The 22,547-nt window shown below is 72.5% G+C and carries 17 protein-coding genes; 1 reads left to right on the top strand and 16 read right to left on the bottom strand.

Translation table 11 applies throughout. The annotated features are described in order from the left end of the window. Positions 1-23 precede the first annotated feature (23 nt). The 12 genes from mycP to ACRRSS_RS03905 form a co-directional block, all read right to left on the bottom strand. A complete protein-coding gene (mycP, locus tag ACRRSS_RS03960) occupies positions 24-1,208 on the bottom strand; it encodes a type VII secretion-associated serine protease mycosin (RefSeq protein WP_435975245.1) in 1,185 nt (394 codons plus the stop codon). 81 nt (positions 1,209-1,289) lie between these two features. Further along, positions 1,290-2,780, bottom strand: a complete 1,491-nt coding sequence (locus tag ACRRSS_RS03955; protein WP_435969822.1) for a hypothetical protein — start codon at positions 2,778-2,780, stop codon at positions 1,290-1,292. Positions 2,781-2,876: 96 nt separating this feature from the next. After that, the gene (locus ACRRSS_RS03950) at positions 2,877-3,353 is read right to left on the bottom strand and encodes a hypothetical protein (RefSeq protein ID WP_435969821.1); all 477 of its coding nucleotides are present in this window, start codon (positions 3,351-3,353) and stop codon (positions 2,877-2,879) included. 120 nt (positions 3,354-3,473) lie between these two features. Then, complete coding sequence (locus ACRRSS_RS03945; protein WP_435969820.1) at positions 3,474-5,801, bottom strand: xanthine dehydrogenase family protein molybdopterin-binding subunit; 2,328 nt, start codon at positions 5,799-5,801, stop codon at positions 3,474-3,476. Further along, positions 5,798-7,387: a (2Fe-2S)-binding protein gene (locus ACRRSS_RS03940; protein WP_435969819.1), complete on the bottom strand. Its 1,590-nt coding sequence runs from the start codon at positions 7,385-7,387 to the stop codon at positions 5,798-5,800. Before ACRRSS_RS03940 ends, ACRRSS_RS03945 begins: the two co-directional genes overlap by 4 nt. Next, positions 7,384-8,259, bottom strand: a complete 876-nt coding sequence (locus ACRRSS_RS03935; RefSeq protein WP_435969818.1) for an FAD binding domain-containing protein — start codon at positions 8,257-8,259, stop codon at positions 7,384-7,386. Before ACRRSS_RS03935 ends, ACRRSS_RS03940 begins: the two co-directional genes overlap by 4 nt. Before the next feature lie 281 nt (positions 8,260-8,540). Beyond that, complete coding sequence (locus tag ACRRSS_RS03930) at positions 8,541-10,193, bottom strand: beta-N-acetylhexosaminidase (RefSeq protein WP_435969817.1); 1,653 nt, start codon at positions 10,191-10,193, stop codon at positions 8,541-8,543. A gap of 4 nt (positions 10,194-10,197) precedes the next feature. Continuing rightward, positions 10,198-11,046, bottom strand: coding sequence for a carbohydrate ABC transporter permease (locus ACRRSS_RS03925; protein ID WP_435969816.1), 849 nt, complete (start codon positions 11,044-11,046; stop codon positions 10,198-10,200). Further along, the gene (locus ACRRSS_RS03920; protein ID WP_435969815.1) at positions 11,043-12,005 is read right to left on the bottom strand and encodes a carbohydrate ABC transporter permease; all 963 of its coding nucleotides are present in this window, start codon (positions 12,003-12,005) and stop codon (positions 11,043-11,045) included. The genes ACRRSS_RS03925 and ACRRSS_RS03920 overlap by 4 nt, the downstream gene beginning before the upstream one ends. Positions 12,006-12,010: 5 nt before the next feature. Then, a complete protein-coding gene (locus ACRRSS_RS03915; protein WP_435969814.1) occupies positions 12,011-13,354 on the bottom strand; it encodes an extracellular solute-binding protein in 1,344 nt (447 codons plus the stop codon). 314 nt (positions 13,355-13,668) lie between these two features. After that, complete coding sequence (locus tag ACRRSS_RS03910) at positions 13,669-13,956, bottom strand: DUF3039 domain-containing protein (protein ID WP_024761666.1); 288 nt, start codon at positions 13,954-13,956, stop codon at positions 13,669-13,671. A 74-nt stretch (positions 13,957-14,030) separates the two neighbouring features. Next, the gene (locus ACRRSS_RS03905; RefSeq protein WP_435969813.1) at positions 14,031-14,591 is read right to left on the bottom strand and encodes a YqgE/AlgH family protein; all 561 of its coding nucleotides are present in this window, start codon (positions 14,589-14,591) and stop codon (positions 14,031-14,033) included. A gap of 301 nt (positions 14,592-14,892) precedes the next feature. Between ACRRSS_RS03905 and murA the strand changes: the two genes are divergently transcribed. Continuing rightward, entirely contained in the window at positions 14,893-16,239 is a 1,347-nt protein-coding gene (murA, locus tag ACRRSS_RS03900; RefSeq protein WP_435969812.1) for a UDP-N-acetylglucosamine 1-carboxyvinyltransferase, read from the top strand. 177 nt (positions 16,240-16,416) lie between these two features. On the opposite strand, the gene ACRRSS_RS03895 is transcribed toward murA, so the two are convergent. From ACRRSS_RS03895 to ACRRSS_RS03880, 4 genes are all read right to left on the bottom strand, one after another. Further along, on the bottom strand, positions 16,417-16,698 hold the full coding sequence (locus tag ACRRSS_RS03895; RefSeq protein ID WP_015033921.1) for an HU family DNA-binding protein: 282 nt from the start codon (positions 16,696-16,698) through the stop codon (positions 16,417-16,419). A gap of 323 nt (positions 16,699-17,021) precedes the next feature. Beyond that, a complete protein-coding gene (locus ACRRSS_RS03890) occupies positions 17,022-18,452 on the bottom strand; it encodes an NAD-dependent malic enzyme (RefSeq protein ID WP_351910731.1) in 1,431 nt (476 codons plus the stop codon). A gap of 412 nt (positions 18,453-18,864) precedes the next feature. After that, a complete protein-coding gene (locus ACRRSS_RS03885) occupies positions 18,865-21,204 on the bottom strand; it encodes a HelD family protein (RefSeq protein WP_435969811.1) in 2,340 nt (779 codons plus the stop codon). Between the two features lie 191 nt (positions 21,205-21,395). Beyond that, positions 21,396-22,532, bottom strand: a complete 1,137-nt coding sequence (locus ACRRSS_RS03880; protein ID WP_435969810.1) for a uroporphyrinogen-III synthase — start codon at positions 22,530-22,532, stop codon at positions 21,396-21,398. Between the last annotated feature and the right edge of the window lie 15 nt (positions 22,533-22,547).

The raw sequence follows: 22,547 nt of genomic DNA, 5'->3' as shown, positions 1-22,547 counted from the left end.
GACGGGGCCCGGACGACCGTTCCTCAGCCCCGCCGGGACCGGAGTACGGGTACGGCGACGGCGGCGGCGATCAACACGGCCGCGCCGATGCCGAGCCCGATCCAGAGGCCGGTGTCGCCGCCCTCGTCCTCGCTCGCGACGGGTCCGGGCGCCGGGGCGGCGGAGGAGTCCGCCGGAGCCGGGCCGGCCGAGGGCAGTTCGCCCGTCGTCGGGGTCGGGGTGGCGGTCGGGGCCTCGGTGAGGTCGTCGATGGGCCGGACGTCGGCCGGACCGGGGTCGCCGGGCGTCTTCAGCGTACGCAGGGGCCGCAGGGCGCCGTACCCGACGTGGTTGCTGCGCTTCTCGCCCCCACTGGGCCCGGCGACGGAGTCGAGCATGACCTTCAGGACCTGGTTGTTGGTCCAGTCGGGGTGCTTCGACCAGAGGAGCGCGGCGGCGGCCGAGGCTAGGGCGGTGGCGTCACTGGTACCGGTGGACTTGCAGAGCCCGGTGCCGCCGCTGCAGGCATGCACCATGTCCTTGCCCGGGGCTACGACGTCGACCTGGGGGCCGTACTGGGAGTTCGCGACGCGCTTCCCCTGGTTGTCGACGGCGCCGACTCCGACCACGCCGGGGGTCGCCCCCGGGTACTCGACCGCGTTGTCCTTGTCGCCACTGTTCCCGACGGCGGCGAAGACCAAGGACCCCTTGTCCAGCGCGTACTTCACCGATTCGGTGAGGGCCTTCGAGCCCGCGGTGGCACCCAGGGAGACGTTGATGACCTGGGCGCCGGAGTCGGCAGCCGACTTGATCGCCTGTGGGACGACGCGGTTGAACCACTCGTCGCTGTCGGCCATGCTGCCGTCGCCCTTTTCGATACCGGGGACGCGGATCGGCAGGATCTTGGCGTCCGGCGCGAGGCCAAAGGACCCGTTCCCACCGTCCTTCGCCCCGGTACCGGCGATCAGAGCGGCCATACCCGTGCCGTGATTGACGTAGTCGGTGGTCTCGTCGCCCGACTCCTCCGGTGCGAGGTCCTTGCCCGGGAGCACCCGGCCGCGAAGGTCCGGGACGCTCGTGTCGACCCCGGAGTCGATCACCGCGACGGTGATGCCCTCACCCGTGCTGAGCTGCCAGATCTTCTCGGCGCCCATGGCGTCCAGGTGCCACTGCTGGGACCTGATGCCCTCCGCGTGGGCGGGGACGGATGCGATGCCCACCAGCAGCATCCCCAAGGCGGCCGAAGCGGTGGCTCGGGCACGACTCCGTCGAATACTGCTGGTACGCATCTGCTGCTTCCTCGCGCTGAGTCAGTCGATGACGGGCGGGGCCGCGCGGCGGCTGCCCTGCTGCCAGGTCTCCTCGTCCTCGACCAGGTAGTCGGGACGCTCTCCGTTCCGCTCCTCGCGCTCCTCGCCGGCCTGCGTGGAGCCTCCGCGCACGAGGCCGGAGCCGCCGGGCGTGAAGGGACGCGCGCCGCCCGCGGCCGCGCCCGCGGCGCCGGAGCGCTGCGCCTTGCCGCCGACGACTCCGCCGGTCTCACCGGCGAGGCGGCGTCCGCCGCTGATGCCGTTCTGTCCGGCGCCCATGCCGCCGCCCATACCGGCACCCATGCCGCCGCCCATGGGGCCGCGTCCCATTCCGGCGCCGCCGCGCCCGCCCTGCTCCGTGCCGATGACGGTGCTGCGCGGGATGCCGGTCGCGGGCCGGCCCGTGGTCTGGGGAACCGCGCGGCCGCCGCTGATGCCCTCGCGGGCGCCGCCGAGCGGACCGGTGACGCCCGGCAGGCCGCGCGGGCCGCCGGTCGTCGGGTTGCGCGTGCCGCCGGTGACGGGGCCGGTGGGCGCCAGCGGTCCGGGGCCGCCCTTCGACGTGATCGGCGGCATGCCGGTGGTGGTGATGAACGGAGGCATGCCTCCGTCCGGCTTGGTGAGCGGCGGCGGACCGCCGGGGTTCGGCGTCTGCGGTCCGGTCGTGGTCGTCGGCGGCAGGGTGTTCACGCTGTCGATGCCGAGGTCCACCGGCACCTCGGGCCGCAGCTCCGGCGGGACGACGTGCGTCGGCCTGGTGGTGTCCCCGGTCGGCGGGACGACGTTGGTGTCGGGCGCGTGCGGCAGGTCCGGCTGCGTCGGCGCGGGCCGCCTCGGCCCCGAGTCCGTACCGGATTCCGTACCCGTGGAGCGAACGTACTGCTGAGAAGAGGAGCCGATGTACTCGCCGCTGTCCCTGTTGGTCTGGCTTTCGGGCACGAACGCCCCCGGCGGCGGCGGGAACGTAGGTGCCTGCAGGCTCGCCATCCGGTCGCTGGACCAGTCGTACGTGCCCGAGAGCCGCTCCATCTGCTCGGCCGCCGCCAGCCGGTTCGCCTCTTCCTTGGCCTTGATGGCCGAGAGCTCCTCGGACGCGGGCATCGCGTTCTTCGCGTTGCGCGCGACGGTCTGCGCGTCCGGGTCGTTGCGGTACTTCTGCGCGGCGGCCAGGTTCTCCTTGGCGCTCTCGTACGACACGTACCGGGGGATGGCGCTGGCGGCCGCGGCGATGGCCGTGGCGTTGCCCTCCATCCAGTACGCGGCGTCGTCGCTGTACGCGCCGAGCGAGTCGGTCGACGAGGCGACCGAGAGGGCCCACTCGGAGAACGCCTTCTCCGCCTCGCCCTCCCAGTCCATCTCCTTCATGCGCTTGACGAGCCGGTCGGCGATGCTCTTCAGCTGCTCACCGGTCGAGCGCAGCACGTTCGCCGCGTCGCCGACGTAGAACGTGCTGGCCTCGTCCAGCCACGCCAGCATCTGCTGGTGGCTCATACCGCGGAAGTTGGTTCCGCTGTAGCCCCCGCCTCCGTCTGCCGGAATCATCTCTCGCCTCTTCCCCGTGTCCCCGAATGGTCGTCCGCGCCGCGCCTACTGGAAGGATCCGCCGCCCGTGGTGCCGTCGCTGCCGTTGGCCGTCGGGTCGCTCTGGTTCTTCTGCTGCTCGTGCTGGTCGTGCGCGACCTTCGTGCGCTCGTAGATGCCGCGCATCTTCAGTTTGATGTCCTCGTCCATGGCCTCGATGCCTCCCTGGGAGGCGACGGCGGCGATGCCGAGGCCCTCCAGGCAGTCCTTGAGGAGCTTGGACAGGTCCACCAGGCTCTGCCGGACCTTGGCGTACGAGGTGTACGCGCTCTGCGCCTCGGCCCAGGCGGCGCCGCCGCCGCCGAACTTCGCCCGGTCGACCTCGGACACACTGCCGTTCGGATCGGCCGTGGTCTTCATCGTCTTGTCGAGCGAGACGATGAGCTTGTCGACGTCGGTCTTCAGCTCAGCCATGGAGTCGGCGCTGTACTTGACCGCCTGCGTCCGCATCCCGGACGTCAGACCACCCATCTCAGGTAGCACGCTCGCGCTCCTCCCCCGTGAACAACCATGCCGTGTACCGCACAAGTCTAGAAGTTCACTGTAGTCAGGAACGACGACAGTGCGCACCTCCGGGTTGCACAAGCAACGGACATCACATGGTTACGAATTGGGCACGGCGACGGCCGCCTGCGGGCGGATCGGGAGGCGGTTGACGGGCCGTCCGGTCGCCGCGCGCACCGCTGAGGCCACTGCGGCGGGTGAGGTGACGACCGGGATCGCGCTCGCGGCCTTGGCGCCGAAGGGGGCGACGACGTCGCGTTCCTCGACCAGTTTCACGATGCGAATGTCCGGGGCATCCAGGGATGTCGGGAGTGCGTACCCCGTGAAGTCGGGGTGCCTGACCAGGCCGCGGGCGGTGCGGAGGTTCTCGGTGAGGGCCGCGCCGACGCCCTGGGTGACGCCCGCCTCGATGCGGGTGGCGAGCTGGGCCGGGTTGAGGACGCGGCCGACGTCCTGGGCGACGGCCATCTCCACGACGCGTACGGCGCCGAGTTCGATGTCCACGTCGACCACGGCGCGGATCGCGCAGAAGGCGAGGCCGACGAAGGCGTCGCCCTGGCCGGCCTCGTCGAGCGGCTCGGTGGGGTGGGGCCGGCACTGGGCGGTGGCCCAGAGTTCCTTGCCGTCCATCGCCTCGGTGACCGTCGTCGAGAGGACCCCGTCGTACGAGGTGATCTTGCCGTCGGTGATCTGGAGCAGCTCCGTCGACATGCCGAACTGGTGGGCCAGCGGCTGGAGGAGCTGGGTGCGGACCATCTTCGCGGCCCGTTCCACGGCTCCGCCCGAGACCCAGGTGTGGCGGCCGTGGGCGGCCGGTCCCGCGGGCGGCTGGTCGGTGTCGACGGGGGCGACGTGCACCTCGTCGATGCCGAGGGTGTCCTGGACGATCTGGCGGGCGAGGGTCGAGAAGCCCGAGCCGGTGTCCACGGCCGAGCAGATGACCGTGGCGACCCCGTCCTGGACCCGGACGGTCGCCGTGGAGACCTCGTCGGCGCCCTCCGCGCCCAGCATGTGCACCATGCCGAGCGCGTAGCCCACGCCCCGGCGCACCGCGCCGGGTTCGCCCGCGCCCTCGGGGCCGCCGGGCAGCAGCCACTCGCCCTCGGGGGTGTCCTTGGGGAGCGGGGGCAGCGGGAAGTCCCGTACGGCGGAGAGGAGTTCGCCGACCGGGGCCGGGCAGGTCACCGTCTGGCCGGTGGGCAGGATGTCGCCGGTGGCCAGGACGTTCCGCATGCGCAACTCGGCCGGGTCCACGCCCAGTCTCGCCGCGATCTTGTCCATCTGCGCCTCGTAGGCGGCGCAGACCTGCATGGCGCCCTCGCCCCGCACGTGGCCGGACGGCGGGTTGTTGGTGCGGACCGCCCAGCCTTCGACGAAGGCGTGCGGGACGACGTACGGGCCGCAGGCGAAGGCCACGGCCGCCGCGAGGGACTCGGACGAGGAGTCGGCGTACGCGCCCGCGTCGAGCAGGATCTGCGCCTCCACCTTCACCAGGCGTCCTTCCGCGTCCGCGTGGTGCCGGTAGCGCAGCAGCGTGGGGTGGCGGTGGGCGTGGCCGAGGAAGGACTCCTCGCGGGTGGCGGTGAGTTTGACCGGGCAGCCGGTGCGGAGCGCGAGGAGGCCCAGGGGGATCTGGAAGCCGGGGTCCTCGCGGTCTCCGGTGGCGCCGGGGACGCCGGTGACGACGAGCTTGACCTGCTCGGGCGGGAGCCCGAAGCAGGCGGCGGCCAGGTCCCGGTCGGTGTGCGGGTCGGTCGAGGCGGTGTAGAGCTCCACCCCGCCGTCGGGGCGCGGTACGGCGAGGCCCGCCTCGGCGCCGATCGGAGCCGGGTCCTGGCGTCCGATCCGGTAGAGGCCCTCGACGACGATCTCGCCCGTCGCGTCCGGGTCGCCGAAGCGCAGCGGAATGTGGCGGATCAGGTTGCCGTCGGGGTGCAGGGCCTCGGCGGCGAAGGCCTTCTCCGGGTCGGTGACCGGGTCGAGGAGCTCGTACTCGACGCTGATCGCGGCGGCGGCGAGCCGGGCGGTGTCGGGGTGGTCGGCGGCGACGGCGGCGATGGCCTCGCCGTGGTGCCGGACCAGGTCGGCGGCGAAGACCGGCCGGTCGGCGACGCGGCGGCCGTAGGTCGAGGCGCCCGGTACGTCGGCGGCCGTCACCACGGCGCGTACCCCCGGCATGGCGGTCGCGGCGGCGGTGTCGACGGAGACGATGCGGGCGTGCGGGTGCGGGGAACGCAGTATCGCGGCCCAGAGCAGCCCCTCGGCCCACAGGTCGGAGGCGTACGGGAAGGTGCCCTCGGTCTTGGCCCGGGCCTCGGCCTGCGGCAGCGAGGTGCCGAGGCCGTGGGCGGCCTGCTCCTGCCCGAGGGGCCCGGGGGTGTCCAGGACCGGGGCCGTGGGAACGGCGGTGGTCGCGTCGGTGCTCACGCCATGCCTCCGTCGTGCGGGTGGGGAATCTGGTGCGGGACACGGAGCTCGTCGGCGGCATCGGACGCGGTGGCAGCCGCGCTCGCCTCGCGCTCGGTGACGACGTCCCGTACGGCTTCGAGGACGCCCCGGTAGCCGGAGCAGCGGCACAGGTTGCCGGCGAGCGCCTGGCGGGCCTCCAGCTCGGTGGGGGCGTGGTTGCCCTCCAGGAGGTCGTGCACGGTCATGCACATGCCGGGGATGCAGAAGCCGCACTGGACGGTGCCGCACTTGGCCATGGCCCGCTGCACGTCGGAGGGCTCCCCGTCGACCGCGAGGCCCTCGACCGTCCGCACCTCGCTCCCGGCGGCGGTCGCCGCGGGGACGAGGCAGGAGGCGACGAGCCGGCCGTCGACCTGCACGTTGCACGCGCCGCACTCGCCCTGCGAGCAGCCGTCCTTGGCCCCGGCGAGGCCGAGGCGCTCGCGCAGGACGTAGAGCAGGGACTCGCCGATCCAGGCCCCGGTGACGGGCCGGTCGGCGCCGTTGACCCGCAGGGTGTACGAGGCGTGGGGGTGCTCGTCGCTGTCGGTGGAGGCGTAGACGGCGGGCGCGGGCTCGGGTTCGGCCGCGGGCTCCGGTTCGGGAGCGGTGGCGACCGCGTCGGGCGCGTCCGTCCCCGCCTCGGCCTCCGTGGCCGCCTCGGCTTCTCCGTCGCCGTCCGCAGCGGTCGTCAGAGGGGCGGCCGTCCCGTCCGGTTCCGCGTCGCCGTCGGGCCCGGCTTCCGGTCCGGTCTCCGGGCGCGGGTCCCGGCCGTCGCCCGGCTCGCCGGTGGCCTCCGCGGACTCCGTCACCGGCTCCGCCGGAAGCGCCCACGGCGCGGGCGCGCCGCCGGGCAGGGTCGACGGGGCCTCGGCGTACGGCGGGGCGGGCGGGGTGGGCCGGTCGTGCCGGGTCGCCCGGGGATCGAAGCCTCCCGGCTCCTCCGCCGCCTCGCCGGCCCCGTACGTCCCGGCCGCCGCGGCGCTCTCGACCGTGTCCGTTTCCACCGGAATCGCCCACTGGCCCGTGGCGCCGGAGTCGGCGGCGGGCGCCGGAGCGCCGGTGAAGCGCCACTCGGCCGTCGCGTGCGGGTCCCGCTCGGCGTACTCGACCTGCCCGGCCCGGTCGTCGTGGCCGGTCCGACCGTCATGTCCGGTCCGACCGAAGTATTCGTTCCGCCCGAAGTGTTCGGGCTGCTCGGTGTACTCCACCTGCCCGGGCCGCTCGATGTACGGGGGCGTCCGGAACTGCTCGGCGCCCTGGAACGACGGGTCCCGCTCGGCGTACTCGGCGCCGTCGAAGTACCGCGGCTGCTCCGCCCGCGTGGGCGGGTGCACCGACCACTGGCCGGTCGCCGCCGGGTCGGTCTCCGCCGTCGGGGTGAGCGGCTGGAGCGGCGTGATCATCGGCGGTACGTAGCCGTGGCCGGGGGCCTCCAGGGGGACGCCGTCCAGCATGAAGTCGGGGGGCAGCTGGACGAACGCGGTGGCGTCGCCGTCGTACCCCTCGCTCTGCGGGATCGGCTCCCAGCCGCCGGAGTTCTGCTGCTGATCGTCGCTGCTCACGCGAGTGCCCTCCCCAGTGCCCGTCGGGCGAGTGCGGCGACCGTGCGCCGCAGGTGCTGTACGGCCGGGGGCAACACCTCGTCGCCCGGCGGATCCGGGATGCAGGCGGCGGCGACGTACTCGCCGAAGGCCGCGAGCGCCTCGGGGGCGAGGCCCCGGTCGTTGTCCCAGTCCACCAGCGAGGCGATCCAGCGCTCCGCCTCCAGCGGGCGCAGCGGCATCGGCGCGACGGCGCCGACCGCGCAGCGCACCCCGCGCCGGGCCGGGTCGAGGACTACGGCGACGGAGGCGGTGGCACGGGCGGGACCGGTGCGGCCGGTGGCCTTGACGAAGACCTGGGGGGCGTGGAGCAGCGGGACGCGGACGAAGGCGACGAGCTCGCCGGGGGCGAGGAGGTCGCGGCCCGCGAGCAGGTGGGAGACGGGGATCTCGCGGGTGCCGAGCGGCCCGAGGACGACGAGGTCGGCCTCCAGGGCGGCGAGGACGGGCAGCGAGTCGCCGGTGGGCGCGGCGGTGACGACGTTGCCGCCGAGGGTGCCCGCGTTGCGGATCTGGGGCGGTCCGGCGGCGCGGGAGGCGGCGGCGAGCGCCGGGATGAGGGCGGCGAAGTCGGGGCGGCCCATCCGGGCGTGGGTGAGGCCCGCGCCGAGGAGGGCGTGTCCGTCCTGGTACTGCCAGCCGCGGATCTCGTTGATGCGGCTCAGGCCGACGACTCCGGCGGGGCGGAGCTGACCTTTGTTGACGGCCGCCATGAGGTCCGTGCCACCGGCGACGGGCACGGCGGCCGGCATGGCCGTGAGCGCCGCCACGGCCTCGTCGAGCGAGGCGGGCAGCGTCACGGACTGCGCCGTCTGTGGTGCGTGCGTGGTCAACCCGCTGCCCCTTCCCGGTGTCCCGGTGGTCCCCGACTGTGCCCGGCGGTCGCGCCTGCGTGTGGGCGTACCGTACGTGCTCACAGGCCGGACGTGGCAACTCTGGCACATCTTCCGAGCGGTCCGGCGCGAGGGTCCGCGAAGGACTGATCCGTCCCGGACGCCCCGAGGAGCGACGGTAACTTCCGTTTCGCCGCACTTGGGTGACGGGCGCGGGACGGGGGACGGGGCCGGGGGGCGGCGGTGCCGTCACGGGGGACACCGGGTGGGCCTCGCGTCTCTCACACGATCGGGGGCGTGCCCTCCAGAGGGCGGCCGAGGACTCCGGGGCGCCGCTGCCGGGGGTGGGGTCCGGCGGGCGGCCGGTAGTCGACGCCGAGGGCGTCGAGGCGCCGGTAGTGGGTGCGCATACGGCGCTCGAAGCCCGGGTAGTCGCGGGCCTCGGGAGCGGGCAGCGCGGACCAGGCGACCTCGGCGAAGGCGGCGAGGCGGGGGAAGACCTGGTAGTCGACGCGGGCCCGGTTCTGCATGACCTCGGTCCAGACGTTGGCCTGGGTTCCCAGGATGTGGGCGGCGGCCTCCGGGGAGAGGCCCGGGGGGACGGGCTCGAAGCGGTAGACGTCCTCCAGGGTGCGGACGTACCCGATGGGCATCGGCTCGTCCTCGCCCGGCGCCTGACGGTGGTCCAGGTACACGTGCTGTTCGGGGCACATGACGACGTCGTGGCCGGCCTCGGCGGCGGCGATCCCGCCGCCGTACCCCCGCCAGGACGAGACGGCCGCCCCGTCGGCGAGGCCGCCCTCCAGGATCTCGTCCCAGCCGATGAGCCGTCGTCCGCGGGCGGTGAGCCAGCGGTCGAAGTGCCGGATGAACCAGGACTGGAGCTCGTCCTCGTCGGCGAGCCCGAGTTCCCTGATACGGGCCTGGGCGGCCGGGGAGGCCTTCCACTGGTCCTTGGGGCACTCGTCGCCGCCGACGTGGACGAAGGGCGACGTGGCCGCCGGGAAGAGGTCGAGGACCTCCTCGAAGACGCCCTCGTAGAAGCGCAGGACGGCTTCGGTGGGGGCCAGGACGTTGGGGTTGACGCCCCAGGTGTCCCAGACGGTGAGGGCGGCGGTGTCGACGACGTCGGTGTTGCCGAGTTCGGGGTACGCGGAGATGGCGGCCTGCGAGTGGCCGGGGAGGTCGATCTCGGGGACGACGGTGATGTGCCGCTCGGCGGCGTACGCGACGATCTCGCGGATGTCGTCCTGGGTGTAGAACCCGCCGTGCGGGGTCTCGTCCCAGAGCGGCGACGCCCGGTGGCCCCACCGGCTGCGGGCCCGCCAGGAGCCGACCTCGGTGAGCCGGGGGTGGCGCTTGATCTCGATGCGCCAGCCCTGGTCGTCGGTGAGGTGGAAGTGGAAGACGTTCAGCTTGTGGGCGGCGAGGAGGTCGAGGTACCGCAGGACGTCCTCCTTGGGCGTGAAGTGCCGGGAGACGTCGAGCATGAGGCCGCGCCAGCCGAAGCGGGGGGCGTCCTCGACCGTCACGTACGGGAGGTCCCGGGGCCCCTCCCCGACGGCCGCCGCGCGGTACGCCTCCGGGCCGAGCAGCTGACGGAGGGTCTGGGCGCCCCAGAACACCCCGGCGGGGCCGCCGCCCTCGATCACGACCGCGGCGTCCGGGCTCTCGGTGGTCAGCCGGTACGCCTCCGGGCCGTGCTCCCGTGCCACCTCCTCGCTGATCCGCAGGCGTACGGCGCGGCTGCCCGTCCCGTCGGCGAACGGGAGGCCGGTGGCGGCGCCCAGCGCGGTGCGCAGCCAGCGGGCGGTGGACTCGGTGCCGGGCCCCGCGTCGAGCGTGGTCCGCTCGTCGAGCGGGAAGGACCCGGGGGCGCTCCCCGGGTACTCGGCCGACAGCGGGGCGGGAATCAGGTCCGTGGGGTGGGTCATCGCGTCAGTCCTTCACCGCCCCGCCCAGTCCGGAGACCAGACGGCGCTGTACGAGTACGAAGAAGACGAGCACCGGGACGGTCATCACGGTCGAGCCGGCCATGATGCCTCCCCAGTCGTTCTCGTCGGGCTTGAAGAAGACCAGCAGGGCCATGGGGAGGGTCGACTGCGAGGTGTCGCTGATGATGAACGACTTCGCGAAGAGGAAGTCGTTCCAGGTGGAGATGAACGAGAAGACGCTCGTCGCGACGAGGCCGGGGAAGACCAGCGGGAAGAGGATCTGCCACAGGAACCGGGTGCGGCTCGCCCCGTCGATCTGGGCCTGCTCCTCCAGGGCCTCCGGGACAGCCTTGACGAAGCCGCGCAGCATCCAGATCGCGAAGGGCAGCGAGAAGGCGATGTGCGGCAGGATCAGCGAGCCGAGGGTGTTGAGCTGGCCGGCGTCCCGCATCAGGAAGAACAGCGGGATGGTCAGGGCCTCGACCGGCACCATCTGGGCGACGAGGAACATGACGAGCAGCGTCGTCCGGAACCTGAAGCGGAACCGGGTGACGGCCGTCGCGGCGAGGAACGCGATCAGCGCGGAGGCGAGGACGACGGTGCAGGCCACGAGCAGCGAGTTGAGGAAGTAGCGGCCGAAATCCTGCTGTTCGAAGACGCGCCGGAACGAGTCGAGGGACGGCGAGAGCGTCCACGGCCGGGGGTCGGTGGACTGGATCTCGCCGGCCGGCTTGAAGGCCGAGAGGACCATCCAGTACAGCGGGAAGGCGACGGCGGCCGCGACGAGCAGGGTGACGGCCTCGGCGGCGAGCCGTCCGGGGCGGCGGATGCGGAAGGAGGTCGGGGCGCTCAAAGTTCTTCTCCCTGGCGTCGCAGCAGGCGCAGGTAGACGAGCGTCACGGCCAGCAGGATGAGGAGCATGACGACGCCGATCGCCGAGCCCAGGCTGTACTGGGACGAGGCGAAGGCCTTCTGGTAGGCGTACACGTTGAGGACGAGGTTCTGGCCGGCGATGCCGCCGCCGTTCGTCATCACGTAGATCTGGGTGAAGAGCTTGAAGTCCCAGATGATCGACTGGATCGTGACGACGACCAGGATCGGCCGGAGCATCGGCGCCGTCACCGAGCGCCAGATCCGCCACTGCGAGGCGCCGTCGAGGGCGGCGGCCTCCAGGACCTCGGACGGGATGGCCTTGATGCCCGCGTAGACGGTGACCATCACGAACGGGAAGGAACACCAGACGACTTCGAGGAGGACGAGGGCGAAGGCGCTGTACCGCCCGTAAGTCCAGGAGAAGTCGCCGAGCCCGAGCAGTCGGTTGACGGGGCCGAAGTCGGGGTCGAAGAGGAAGACCCAGACGGTGGAGCCGGTGACCGCCGGGGTGGCCCAGGCGCCGAGCGCGGCCACCATCAGGACGAACCGGGGCAGCGCCCGGACCCGGGTGAGGAGTACGGCGAGGGCGCAGCCGACGGCCAGCGTGGTGACGACGCAGGCGGCGGCGAAGAGGACGGTGGCGAGGAGGACCTGCCGGAACCGGGTGTCCGCGAAGAGGGCCGTGTAGTTGCCGAACCCCTTGAAGGTGGTGGGTTCGCCGCCGCTGACCTGGGCCTGGGTGTACTCCAGGAAGGAGATCAGGCCCAGTTGGTAGACGGGGTAGACGAGGAGTCCGCCGAGGACGACGAGGGCGGGCAGGAGGTACAGCCAGGGAGTCCACGGGCGGTGGCCCCGGGGGCCGCCGCGGCGCGCGGGCCGGGGGGCCGGGGGCGGGGTCGCCCCCGGCCGCCTCGAAGGGGCGGTGAGCTGGGTCGTCATGCGTCTCAGCCCGCCGGCGCGAAGGCCGCGTCCATCTTCTTCGCGGCGTCGTCGGCCGCCGCCTTGACGTCCTTACGGCCGCTGACGACCTCCTGGAACATCGTGGGCAGGACGAGGGAGGCGTCGATCTGGCCCCAGCCGGGGGACGCCGGGACGAACCTGGTGCCCGCGCCGAGGGTGTCGATGAAGGGCTTCACGAAGGGCTGGCGCCGCGCGGCGGTGGCCCGGACGTCGGTGTAGGTGGGCAGGAAGCCCATCGCGTCGAAGAGCCGGCCCTGGGTCTCCTTGCCGGTCAGGGACTTGAGGAGGTCGACGGCGAGGGTGCGGTGCGAGGTGCTCTTGAGGACGCCGATGTTGTTGCCGCCGGCGAAGGCCGGGGCGATGGAGCCGGGGGTGGTGCCGGGCAGCGGGACGACGGCGTACTTGCCCTTGACGGTGCCGGCCTCGACGGCGGCGTGGCTGAAGTCGCCGCCGATGGCCATGGCGGCCTTGCCGGAGGCGAAGGCGGTGACGGTGGCGTTGCCGCCCATCTGGGCGCACTTGGCGGCGGGGCAGTTGTCGTCGCCGAAGAGCGAGGTGTAGGTGGCGATGCCCTTGACTGCGGCCTCGCTGTTCACGGCGGCCTTGTACGTGCCGCCGTTCGCGGTGGCGAGTTCGCCGCCCGCCGCCCACACGAAGGGCATGGCGCCGTAGGTGTACGCGCCGCCGACGGCGATGCCGTAGAGCTCGGGCCTGGCCTTGCGGATCTTCTTCGCGGTGGCGACGAGTTCGGCCTGGCTCTTGGGGGCGGCGAGGCCGAGTTCGCGGAAGACGTCGGTGCGGTAGTAGAGGGCGCGGACGCCGACGAAGAGCGGGGAGCCGTAGACCTTCCCGTCGACGGTGACGGACTGCTTGGCGGTGGGGTCGGTGTCCTTGGCCTCGTCCCAGGCCGCGAACTCGGCGCTGATGTCGGCGAGTCCGCCGTCCTTGACGTATCCGGCGGTGTCGGTGTTGCCGTACTCGATGAGGTCGGGCGCCGACTCGGGGTCGTTGAAGGCCGCCTTGACGCGCTGGGCGCGGGTCTCGACGGGGATGTACTCGACCTCGACCTTCGCGCCCTGGTTCTTCTTCTCGAAGGCGGCGACGGCCTGCTGGACGACCTGCTCCTTGGGCTTGTTGCTCACCTCCTGGAAGAGCCAGACGCGCAGGGTGCCGGTCTTCTCGTCCGTCGTGGCCTTGCCGTCCGAGGTCTGGGGCGCGCAGGCGGTGGCGGTCAGGCCGGCCAGCAGCAGTGCGGCCGCCGTGGCGGCGATGGGGGTCCCCCCTGCTCGAACGAAGCCGAGAGCTTGGGGGAGGGCAGGAAGCTTCATGACGGGTCCCCTCCGAATGCGGTGCGTTGCAACATGCGCAATGAGCGTTTCGTTCTGCACAACACGCGTGAGGTTAGGCGCGCCCCGGGCGGCCCGACAAGAGGTCTCGACCACCTCAACCACTCCGTGACCGGCGAAAGCACCCTGCGCAACGCCGCGACGAGGACCCGGCGACCCCGAAGAGGACCGGAGCGCCCATAGCGCCCGAAGAGCACGGAAAACCGCCCGGAACGCGAAACGGCCCCCGGTGCCCGTACCGAAGTACGCGCACCGGGGGCCGCCCCGACTTCAGGACCCGAAGGCCGGAAACCCGACTACTTGTCCTTGCCGCCCTTGTCCTTGTCGCCGCCGCCGGCGCCCATGGATTCGTAGATCTCCTTGCACATCGGACAGACCGGGTACTTCTTGGGGTCGCGCCCCGGCACCCAGACCTTTCCGCACAGCGCCACGACGGGCGTACCGTCGAGAGCGCTCGCCATGATCTTGTCCTTCTGGACGTAATGGGCGTAGCGCTCGTGGTCGCCGTCACCGTGGGACACCTGCGGCGTCGGCTCGACGAGGGTTCCCGTACCTGCCCCGCGCTCGGGCTCGAGAGTGCTCATAACCGCCAAGGGTACTGAAAGCCGGGGCCCTCGGTTCAGGGCCCTCGCCCGACGGCCCCCGGCCGGGCGAGGACTCAGTTGAGCGACGGGTCGTCGGGGTAGGTCGCGATCATCGCCAGTTCGCCGCGCTGCCGCCGGAGCACCTGCCGCCAGAGCGACTCGGGCCGCGGCGAGGAGACGTCGCCCGGCTCGGACTCGACCACGTACCAGGCGCCGTCGCCGAGCTCGGTCTCCAGCTGGCCGGGGCCCCATCCCGCGTACCCGGCGAAGATCCGCAGCGAGCCGAGGGCCGGTCCGAGCAGTTCGGGCGGGGTCTCCAGGTCGACCAGACCGATCGCCCCGTACACCCGCCGCCAGCCGAGCGGTCCCTCGTCGCCGGGGATCACGGCGACGCCGAGGGCCGCGTCGAGCGAGACCGGGCCGCCCTGGAAGACGACGCCGGGCTCACCGGCGAGTTGGGCCCAGGGGGCGAGGATGTCGCCGACGGTCACCGGGGTCGGCCGGTTGAGGACCACGCCGAGGGAACCCTCGTCGTCGTGGTCGAGGAGGAGCACCACCGCCCGGTCGAAATTCGGGTCCGCGAGGGCGGGGGTGGCGACGAGCAGCCGTCCTGTGAGCGAGGACACCTCGGTCATGCGACACATGATCCCGCATCTTCGGCGTTCGCGGGTGCCGTCGGGGGCGACGGGCGGACGGGACGGCGGGAAGTCGCCGACCACCGCAGATCAGGTCGGTGACCGCCGGGACGGAGAGGGGGCCGAGGGCCGCCCCGGCGGGGAAACCGGACGGTGACGCTCCGCAAGATCACGAGAACAGAGGGTGTTGTGCCGAATTCATTACATCTGACAGGCCCCCCGGGGCACCCGATGGAGGTCTCATGGCCCCTTACCCTTTTCACTGGCCACCCGACCGACCCCACTCCGGAACGCGAGATTCATGACCGGCACAGACAGCCATGATGTACTGCTCGTCCATGGCGGAACCCCGCTGGAGGGCGAGATCCGCGTCCGCGGCGCGAAGAACCTCGTGCCCAAGGCGATGGTCGCCGCCCTGCTCGGCAGCGGCCCGAGCCGCCTGCGCAATGTGCCCGACATCCGTGACGTCCGCGTGGTCCGCGGACTGCTCCAGCTGCACGGAGTGACGGTCCGCCCGGGCGAGGAGCCCGGCGAGCTCGTCCTCGACCCGACGCACGTCGAGTCGGCGAACGTCGCCGACATCGATGCCCACGCCGGCTCGTCCCGTATCCCGATCCTCTTCTGCGGCCCGCTGCTGCACCGCCTCGGCCACGCCTTCATCCCGGGCCTGGGCGGCTGCGACATCGGCGGCCGGCCCATCGACTTCCACTTCGACGTGCTGCGCCAGTTCGGCGCCACCATCGAGAAGCGGGCGGACGGGCAGTACCTGGAGGCCCCGCAGCGCCTTCGCGGTTGCAAGATCCGGCTGCCGTACCCCTCGGTCGGCTCGACCGAGCAGGTGCTGCTGACGGCGGTGCTCGCCGAGGGCGTCACCGAGCTGTCGAACGCCGCCGTGGAGCCCGAGATCGAGGACCTGATCTGCGTCCTGCAGAAAATGGGCGCGATCATCTCCATGGACACCGACCGGACCATCCGGATCACCGGTGTCGACCGCCTCGACGGCTACACCCACCGGGCGCTCCCGGACCGCCTGGAGGCGGCCTCCTGGGCGTCGGCGGCGCTCGCGACCGAGGGCAACATCTACGTGCGCGGCGCCCAGCAGCGCTCGATGATGACCTTCCTCAACACGTACCGGAAGGTCGGCGGCGCCTTCGAGATCGACGACGAGGGCATCCGCTTCTGGCACCCGGGCGGCTCGCTCAACGCGATCCACCTGGAGACGGACGTGCACCCCGGCTTCCAGACGGACTGGCAGCAGCCGCTGGTCGTGGCCCTGACGCAGGCCTCCGGCCTCTCCATCATCCACGAGACGGTGTACGAGTCCCGGCTCGGCTTCACCTCCGCGCTCAACCAGATGGGCGCTCACATCCAGCTGTACCGCGAGTGCCTCGGCGGCTCCGACTGCCGCTTCGGCCAGCGGAACTTCCTGCACTCGGCGGTCGTGTCCGGCCCGACGAAGCTCCAGGGCGCCGACCTGGTCATCCCCGACCTGCGCGGCGGCTTCTCGTACCTGATCGCGGCGCTCGCGGCCCAGGGCACCTCCCGGGTGCACGGCATCGAGCTGATCAACCGCGGCTACGAGAACTTCATGGAGAAGCTCGTCGAGCTCGGCGCCAAGGTCGAGCTGCCGGGCAGCGCGCTGGTGTAGGGCGCCGTGCGGGCCCCTCGGGGGCCCGCACGGGCTCACAGGGCCCGCACACGGTCCTGGCTCCCAGGGCCCGCACACGGCCCGTACGGCCCTCACAGGCCATGCGAAAGGGCGGCCACCCCCTGACAGGGTGGCCGCCCTTTCTGCGCCTCTGGACTGTCTTACTCGCCCTTGGCCTTACTTGCCCTTGGCGGCTTCCTTGAGCTTCGAGCCCGCGGAGACCTTCACGCTGTAGCCGGCCGGGATGTCGATCGGGTCGCCGGTCTGCGGGTTACGAGCGGTGCGAGCGGCACGGTGGGTGCGCTCGAAGGTCAGGAAGCCGGGGATGGTGACCTTCTCGTCGCCCTTGGCGACGACCTCACCGACGGTCTCGGCGAGAGCGGCCAGCACGGCGTCGGCGTCCTTGCGGGTCACCTCGGCGCGGTCGGCCAGGGCGGCCACCAGCTCACTGCGGTTCATGTTGTTACTCCCGTGTTCTTCTTGCCTGTGAGGCGTGCCACGCGGCGGAAGCCGCGTGATTGGGTACAGCGAAGCCGATGCTGCCAGGGCCTTCGGACAGTCCCCGGACCCGGGTCTAATGACAGACCCTCGCGCCCAAACACGCATCCTGCCCCCACCAGCGGCGGGAACGCCAATCCGGCACCCCCTGGGGTCACACGAAAAACGCCAGAGCCCCGTGGTGGTGACGTTCTGTCGACTCCGCGAAAACAAAGCGGAGCCGAAAAGCCACCCTAAAGGCGGGTTTACGGCTCCGCGAATCGCGACGCGCCGTCAGCGCCGGGTCAGCGGCCGGTCGTCGCCGAGCCGGAGCCCGCGGCCTTCGCCGCGTTGCGGACCGCTCCCGCGACCGCGCCCGCGACCTTGTCGTTGAAGACCGAGGGGATGATGTAGTTCGGGTTCAGTTCGTCCTCGGAGACGACGTCGGCGAGGGCCGTGGCGGCCGCCAGCATCATCTCCGTGTTGACCGTACGGGAATGGGCGTCCAGCAGGCCGCGGAAGACACCCGGGAAGACCAGCACGTTGTTGATCTGGTTCGGGAAGTCGGAGCGTCCGGTGGCGACGACGGCGGCCGTCTGGCGGGCGGCGGCCGGGTCGACCTCGGGGTCGGGGTTCGCGAGCGCGAACACGATCGCGTTCTCCGCCATGGCGGCGACGTCCTCCGCGCCCAGCAGGTTCGGGGCCGAGACACCGATGAAGACGTCCGCGCCGACGACGGCCTCCTTGAGGGTGCCGGTGACGCCCTCGGGGTTGGTGTTGTCGGCGATCCAGCGCAGCGGCGAGTCGGCCGGGGCGGCCACCAGGTCCTCGCGGCCCGCGTGCACGACCCCGTGGATGTCGGCGACGACGGCGTGCTTCACACCCGCCGCGAGCAGCAGCTTCAGGATGGCCGTACCGGCGGCGCCCGCACCGGACATGACGACCCGTACGTCGCCGACGCCCTTGTTGACCACGCGCAGCGCGTTGGTGAGCGCGGCGAGGACGACGATGGCGGTGCCGTGCTGGTCGTCGTGGAAGACGGGGATGTCGAGGGCCTCGCGCAGCCGGGCCTCGATCTCGAAGCAGCGGGGTGCGGAGATGTCCTCCAGGTTGATGCCCGCGAAGCCGGGGGCGATGGCCTTGACGATCGCGACGATCTCGTCGGTGTCCTGCGTGTCGAGGCAGATCGGCCAGGCGTCGATGCCGGCGAAGCGCTTGAAGAGGGCGGCCTTGCCCTCCATCACGGGCAGGGCCGCCATCGGGCCGATGTTGCCGAGGCCGAGGACGGCGGAGCCGTCGGTGACGACCGCGACGGAGTTGCGCTTGATGGTGAGGCGGCGGGCGTCCTCGGGGTTCTCGGCGATCGCCATGCACACGCGGGCGACACCCGGCGTGTAGATCATGGAGAGGTCGTCACGGTTGCGGATGGGGTGCTTCGACGCCATCTCGATCTTGCCGCCGAGGTGCATCAGGAACGTACGGTCGGAGACCTTGCCGAGGACGACCCCCTCGATGGTCCGCAGCTGCGCGACGATCAGATCGGCGTGGGCCGTGGAGGTGGCGGCGATGGTGACGTCGATCCGGAGCTTCTCGTGGCCGGAGGCGGTCACGTCGAGGCCGGTGACGGATCCGCCGGACGACTCCACCGCCGTGGTGAGCTGGGAGACCGCGGTTCCGCTCGCGGGAACCTCCAGCCGGACCGTCATCGAATACGAGACGCTGGGCGCCGTTGCCATGGCCGAGTTCCTCTGCTTTCCCTGAGCTTCGTTGCTACGCCGCCTGGCTGGTTGCCCGGCGGCGCCCTCCGATGGTCGCACCTACCTGCCGGTAGCAGGTAATGCGGTCATTTTGTTTTCGGAAAGTAGTTTCCACCATACGAGAAGTCTCCAGGAAACAGAAGAGGCCCCTGTCACCTGGGGTGACAGGGGCCTCGACTTCGTAGCTCTGCACTAAGTGGCACCGACCCGCCATGCTCGCCTCGCGGCAAGTGGTCCCTCTGGGGGACGAAGGTTGGGCCCGGGGGCTTGGATCGAGCCGGTGCCACGACAAGGCTAACAAACCACCCTGCCCGGTGATTCCAGCGCCACAGGTTGACCGGAAATCGGCCCCCGTACGGCCTCCGGACCGGGCTCCGGCGGCGGCCCCGGGTCAGTCCCGGAGCAGGTCCGGCACCCCCGCCCCGTCCGGCATGTCCGCCGCCGCCGCGACCACCGTCAGCTGCTGCGTCGCCCGGGTCAGGGCCACGTAGAGCACCCGCAGGCCGGCCGGGGACTCGTCCGCGATCTCCGCGGGCGACACGACCACCGTGGCGTCGTACTCCAGGCCCTTCGCCTCCAGGGAGCCCAGCGCCACCACCCGGTCGCCCAGCTCGGCGAGCCAGCGGGCCGCCTCGGCGCGCCGGTTCATGGCCACGACGACACCGACCGTGCCCTCGACCCGCTCCAGGAGCAGCCGCGCCTCGGACCGAACAGTTTCGGCCAGATCGGGCTTCCCCGCCGTCTCCCGTACGGCCACGAAACGGGGCTCGACACCCGTCGAGCGCACCGCGCGCGGCGACTCCTTGCCCGGCATGGCGAGGGCGAGCACCTTGGCGGCCAGCTCGGCGATCTCGGCCGGGTTCCGGTAGTTCACCGTCAGCTCGAAGCGGCGCCGGGGCCGGGAGCCGAGCGCCTCGTCCCGCGCAGCGGCGGCCTCGTCCGGGTCCGACCAGGAGGACTGCGCCGGGTCGCCGACGACCGTCCAGGTGGCGTGCCGACCGCGCCGCCCGACCATCCGCCACTGCATGGGCGTGAGGTCCTGCGCCTCGTCGACGATCACGTGCGCGTACTCGGTGCGCTCCGCGGCGAGCCGCTCGGCCCGCTCGCGCTGGGTCTCCTCCCGTACGGGCATGAGCTCCTCCAGACCCGTGAGCTGGTCCAGCGGGTCGTACTCCCGGCGCTTCCTCGGCCGGGCCGGGGCGCCCACCAGGGTGCTCAGCTCGTCCAGCAGGGCCACGTCGTGGACGGACAGCTCCCGGCGGCGCAGCGAACGGGCGAGCCGCCGCACCTCGCCCGGGTTCAGGATGCGCCGGGCCCAGCGGCCGAGCCGCCGCTCGTCGGCCATCGCGTCGAGGACCCGGCGCGGGGTGAGCTCGGGCCACCAGGCGTCGAGGAACCCGAGGAACGAGTCCTCCGTCGAGACGTCCTCGTCGAAGGAGGAACGCAGCTCGGCGGCGAGCTCGGGGTCGCTGTGGCGGCCGACGGCGCCGGACTTGGCGTACAGCGCGTCGAGGAGCAGTCGGCGGGCGCGGGGGCGGAGCAGGTTGACGGGGGCGGTGCCGCCGAGGACGTTGTTGCGGATGCGCCGCAGCTCGTCGGCCTCCAGCTCCAGGCGGCGGCCGAACGCGACGACGCGGAGCCGTGTCGGAGTACCGGCGGGGGCGGGGGTCTCGTCCTCCCCCAGCTCCGGCTGGGTCCTGGGCGCCGGGGTCTCCAGTGCGCCACGCGCGGCCTTGCGGAGCACGTGGAGCATGCGGGAGGAGCCCTTGATCCGGGCGACGGCCGGATCGTCGTAGGCGGTGGCCTCGACGCCGTCGACGAGGCTGCCGACGGCACGGATGGCGACCTGGCCCTCCTCGCCGAGGGAGGGCAGGACGCCCTCGGTGTACGAGACGAGGAGCGGGGTGGGCGAGACGATCAGGATGCCGCCCGCGTACCGTCGCCGGTCCTGGTAGAGCAGGTACGCGGCGCGGTGCAGGGCGACGGCGGTCTTGCCGGTGCCGGGGCCCCCCTCCACGTACGTCACGGAGGCGGCGGGCGCCCGGATGACGAGGTCCTGCTCCGCCTGGATGGAGGAGACGATGTCCCGCATGGTGTGGCTGCGGGCCTGGCCGAGGGCGGCCATCAGGGCGCCGTCGCCGATGACGGGCAGCTCGCGCCCGTCGAGGGTGGCCCGCAGCTCCGGGCGCATCAGGTCGTCCTCGACGCCGAGGACCTGGCGGCCCTTGGAGCGGATGACGCGGCGGCGCACGACGCGGCCCGGGTCGACCGGGGTCGACCGGTAGAAGGGCGCGGCGGCGGGCGCGCGCCAGTCGATGACCAGCGGCGCGTAGTCGGAGTCGAGGACGCCGATCCGGCCGATGTGGAGGGTCTCGCCGATGTCTGCGGTGCTGTCGGCGCGTACGGCGTCCTCGGCGGGCTCGATCGAGGTGTAGGCGCCGTCCGGGCCCTTCTTGCCGTCCTTTCCGTACAACAGGTCGATCCGGCCGAAGAGGAAGTCCTCGAACTCGTTGTTGAGCCGGTTGAGGTGGATGCCGGCCCGGAAGACCTGGGCGTCGCGCTCGGCGAGGGCGCCGGGCGTGCCGACCTGGCCCCGCTGGGCGGCGTCGTTCATCAGGAACTCCGCCTCGTGGATCTTCTCCTCCAGTCGGCGGTAGACGTGATCCAGATGTTCCTGCTCGACACCGATCTCACGGTCTCTGACCGTGTCCACGGCTTCCTGCGCGGCCACCTAAGGCCCCCTTCTGACGTGCACTGGGCAGCCGTCGAGCGTACGCCACCGGAAGGCACCGTGTCAGGCGAGATCACCGTACGGGGGTTCGGCGTCCCGAACAGCGGTCGACGAGCGCCCGCGCCGACGCCCTGGCGCGCCCTCCCCGGCCGCCCCTTCCGTGGGGCCGTCGTCCGTGGGGGCGGCCGGATCTACCCGTCGTACTTGTCGTCCGCCGAGGGGTCCAGCGCCAGCCGGTACCCCCGCTTGACCACCGTCTGGATCAGCTTCGGCGTGCCGAGCGAGGTCCGGAGGCGGGCCATCGCCGTCTCGACCGCGTGCTCGTCGCGCCCGGCGCCGGGCAGCGCGCGCAGCAGGTCGGCCCGGGAGACGACCCAGCCGGGACGGCGGGCGAGCAGGCCGAGGAGGGCCATTCCGGCGGGCGGGACGGGCCGCAGGGCGCCGTCGACGAGGACGGCGTGGCCGCGGACCTCCACGCGGTGGCCGGCCACCGGCAGGACCCGTGAGCGGGCGGGCAGCTCCTTGCCGAGGAGCTGGACGAGCGGCCCGAGCCGGAACCGCTCCGGCTGGTACGTGTCGATGCCCTCGGCCTGGAGCGGCAGCGCCGTCACGGGCCCGACGCAGACCGCGAGGACGTCGTGCCGCAGCACGGCGACCAGGCGTTCCCGTACGCCCTTCTCCGCGGCCCGCGAGAGCAGGGACGCGGCGGCCGGGGCGCTGGTGAAGGTGACGGCGTCCAGGCCGCCGGCGAGGGCCGCGTCGAGGAGCCGGTCGAGCGGCCCGATGTCCTCGGGCGGCATCCAGCGGTAGACGGGGACGACGACGACCTCGGCGCCGCCCGCCGTCAGCGCCTCCACGAAGCCGGGCAGCGGCTCCCCGTGCAGCTGGAGCGCGACCCGGCGGTCCTCCACGCCCTCGGCGAGGAGCCGGTCGAGGACCTCGGCCATGGACTCGGAGGTGGGTGACCAGGACTCGGTGAGTCCGGCGGCCCGTACGGCTCCCTTGACCTTGGGGCCCCGGGCGAGGAGTTCGACGTCCCGCAGGACGGCGAGGAGTTCCTCCCCGTACCCCCAGCCGTCGGCCGCCTCGACCCAGCCCCGGAAGCCGATCGCCGTGGTGGCGACGACGACGTCGGGGGCGTGGGCGATGAGTTCCTTGGTGGCGGCGAGGAGTTCGGTGTCGTCGGCGAGGGGCACGATCCGCAGGGCGGGGCCGTGGACGACGGCCGCGCCGCGCCGGCGCAGCAGCGCGATGAGTTCGTCCGCGCGCCGCGCCGCGGTGACGCCGACGGTGAAGCCGGCGAGGGGCCCGTGTTCTTGCTCGTCCATGGGGCCAGAGCCTGA

Origin of the sequence: Streptomyces sp. Qhu_M48 (assembly GCF_051305195.1) — a bacterium.
Lineage (GTDB): Bacteria > Actinomycetota > Actinomycetes > Streptomycetales > Streptomycetaceae > Streptomyces.
The sequence above is the reverse complement of the archived record's forward strand: the minus strand, read 5'-3'. Positions and strand labels throughout refer to the sequence as shown.

Bases quoted from the DNA above. Each gene is read 5' to 3' on its own strand.
- murA (WP_435969812.1), top strand. From the start codon at position 14,893: ATGACCGGCACAGACAGCCATGATGTACTGCTCGTCCATGGCGGAACC.
- ACRRSS_RS03915 (WP_435969814.1), bottom strand. From the start codon at position 13,354: ATGAAGCTTCCTGCCCTCCCCCAAGCTCTCGGCTTCGTTCGAGCAGGG.
- ACRRSS_RS03905 (WP_435969813.1), bottom strand. From the start codon at position 14,591: ATGACCGAGGTGTCCTCGCTCACAGGACGGCTGCTCGTCGCCACCCCC.
- ACRRSS_RS03955 (WP_435969822.1), bottom strand. From the start codon at position 2,780: ATGAGCCACCAGCAGATGCTGGCGTGGCTGGACGAGGCCAGCACGTTC.
- ACRRSS_RS03880 (WP_435969810.1), bottom strand. From the start codon at position 22,532: ATGGACGAGCAAGAACACGGGCCCCTCGCCGGCTTCACCGTCGGCGTC.
- ACRRSS_RS03910 (WP_024761666.1), bottom strand. From the start codon at position 13,956: ATGAGCACTCTCGAGCCCGAGCGCGGGGCAGGTACGGGAACCCTCGTC.
- ACRRSS_RS03890 (WP_351910731.1), bottom strand. From the start codon at position 18,452: ATGGCAACGGCGCCCAGCGTCTCGTATTCGATGACGGTCCGGCTGGAG.
- mycP (WP_435975245.1), bottom strand. From the start codon at position 1,208: ATGCTGCTGGTGGGCATCGCATCCGTCCCCGCCCACGCGGAGGGCATC.
- ACRRSS_RS03895 (WP_015033921.1), bottom strand. From the start codon at position 16,698: ATGAACCGCAGTGAGCTGGTGGCCGCCCTGGCCGACCGCGCCGAGGTG.
- ACRRSS_RS03930 (WP_435969817.1), bottom strand. From the start codon at position 10,193: ATGACCCACCCCACGGACCTGATTCCCGCCCCGCTGTCGGCCGAGTAC.
- ACRRSS_RS03920 (WP_435969815.1), bottom strand. From the start codon at position 12,005: ATGACGACCCAGCTCACCGCCCCTTCGAGGCGGCCGGGGGCGACCCCG.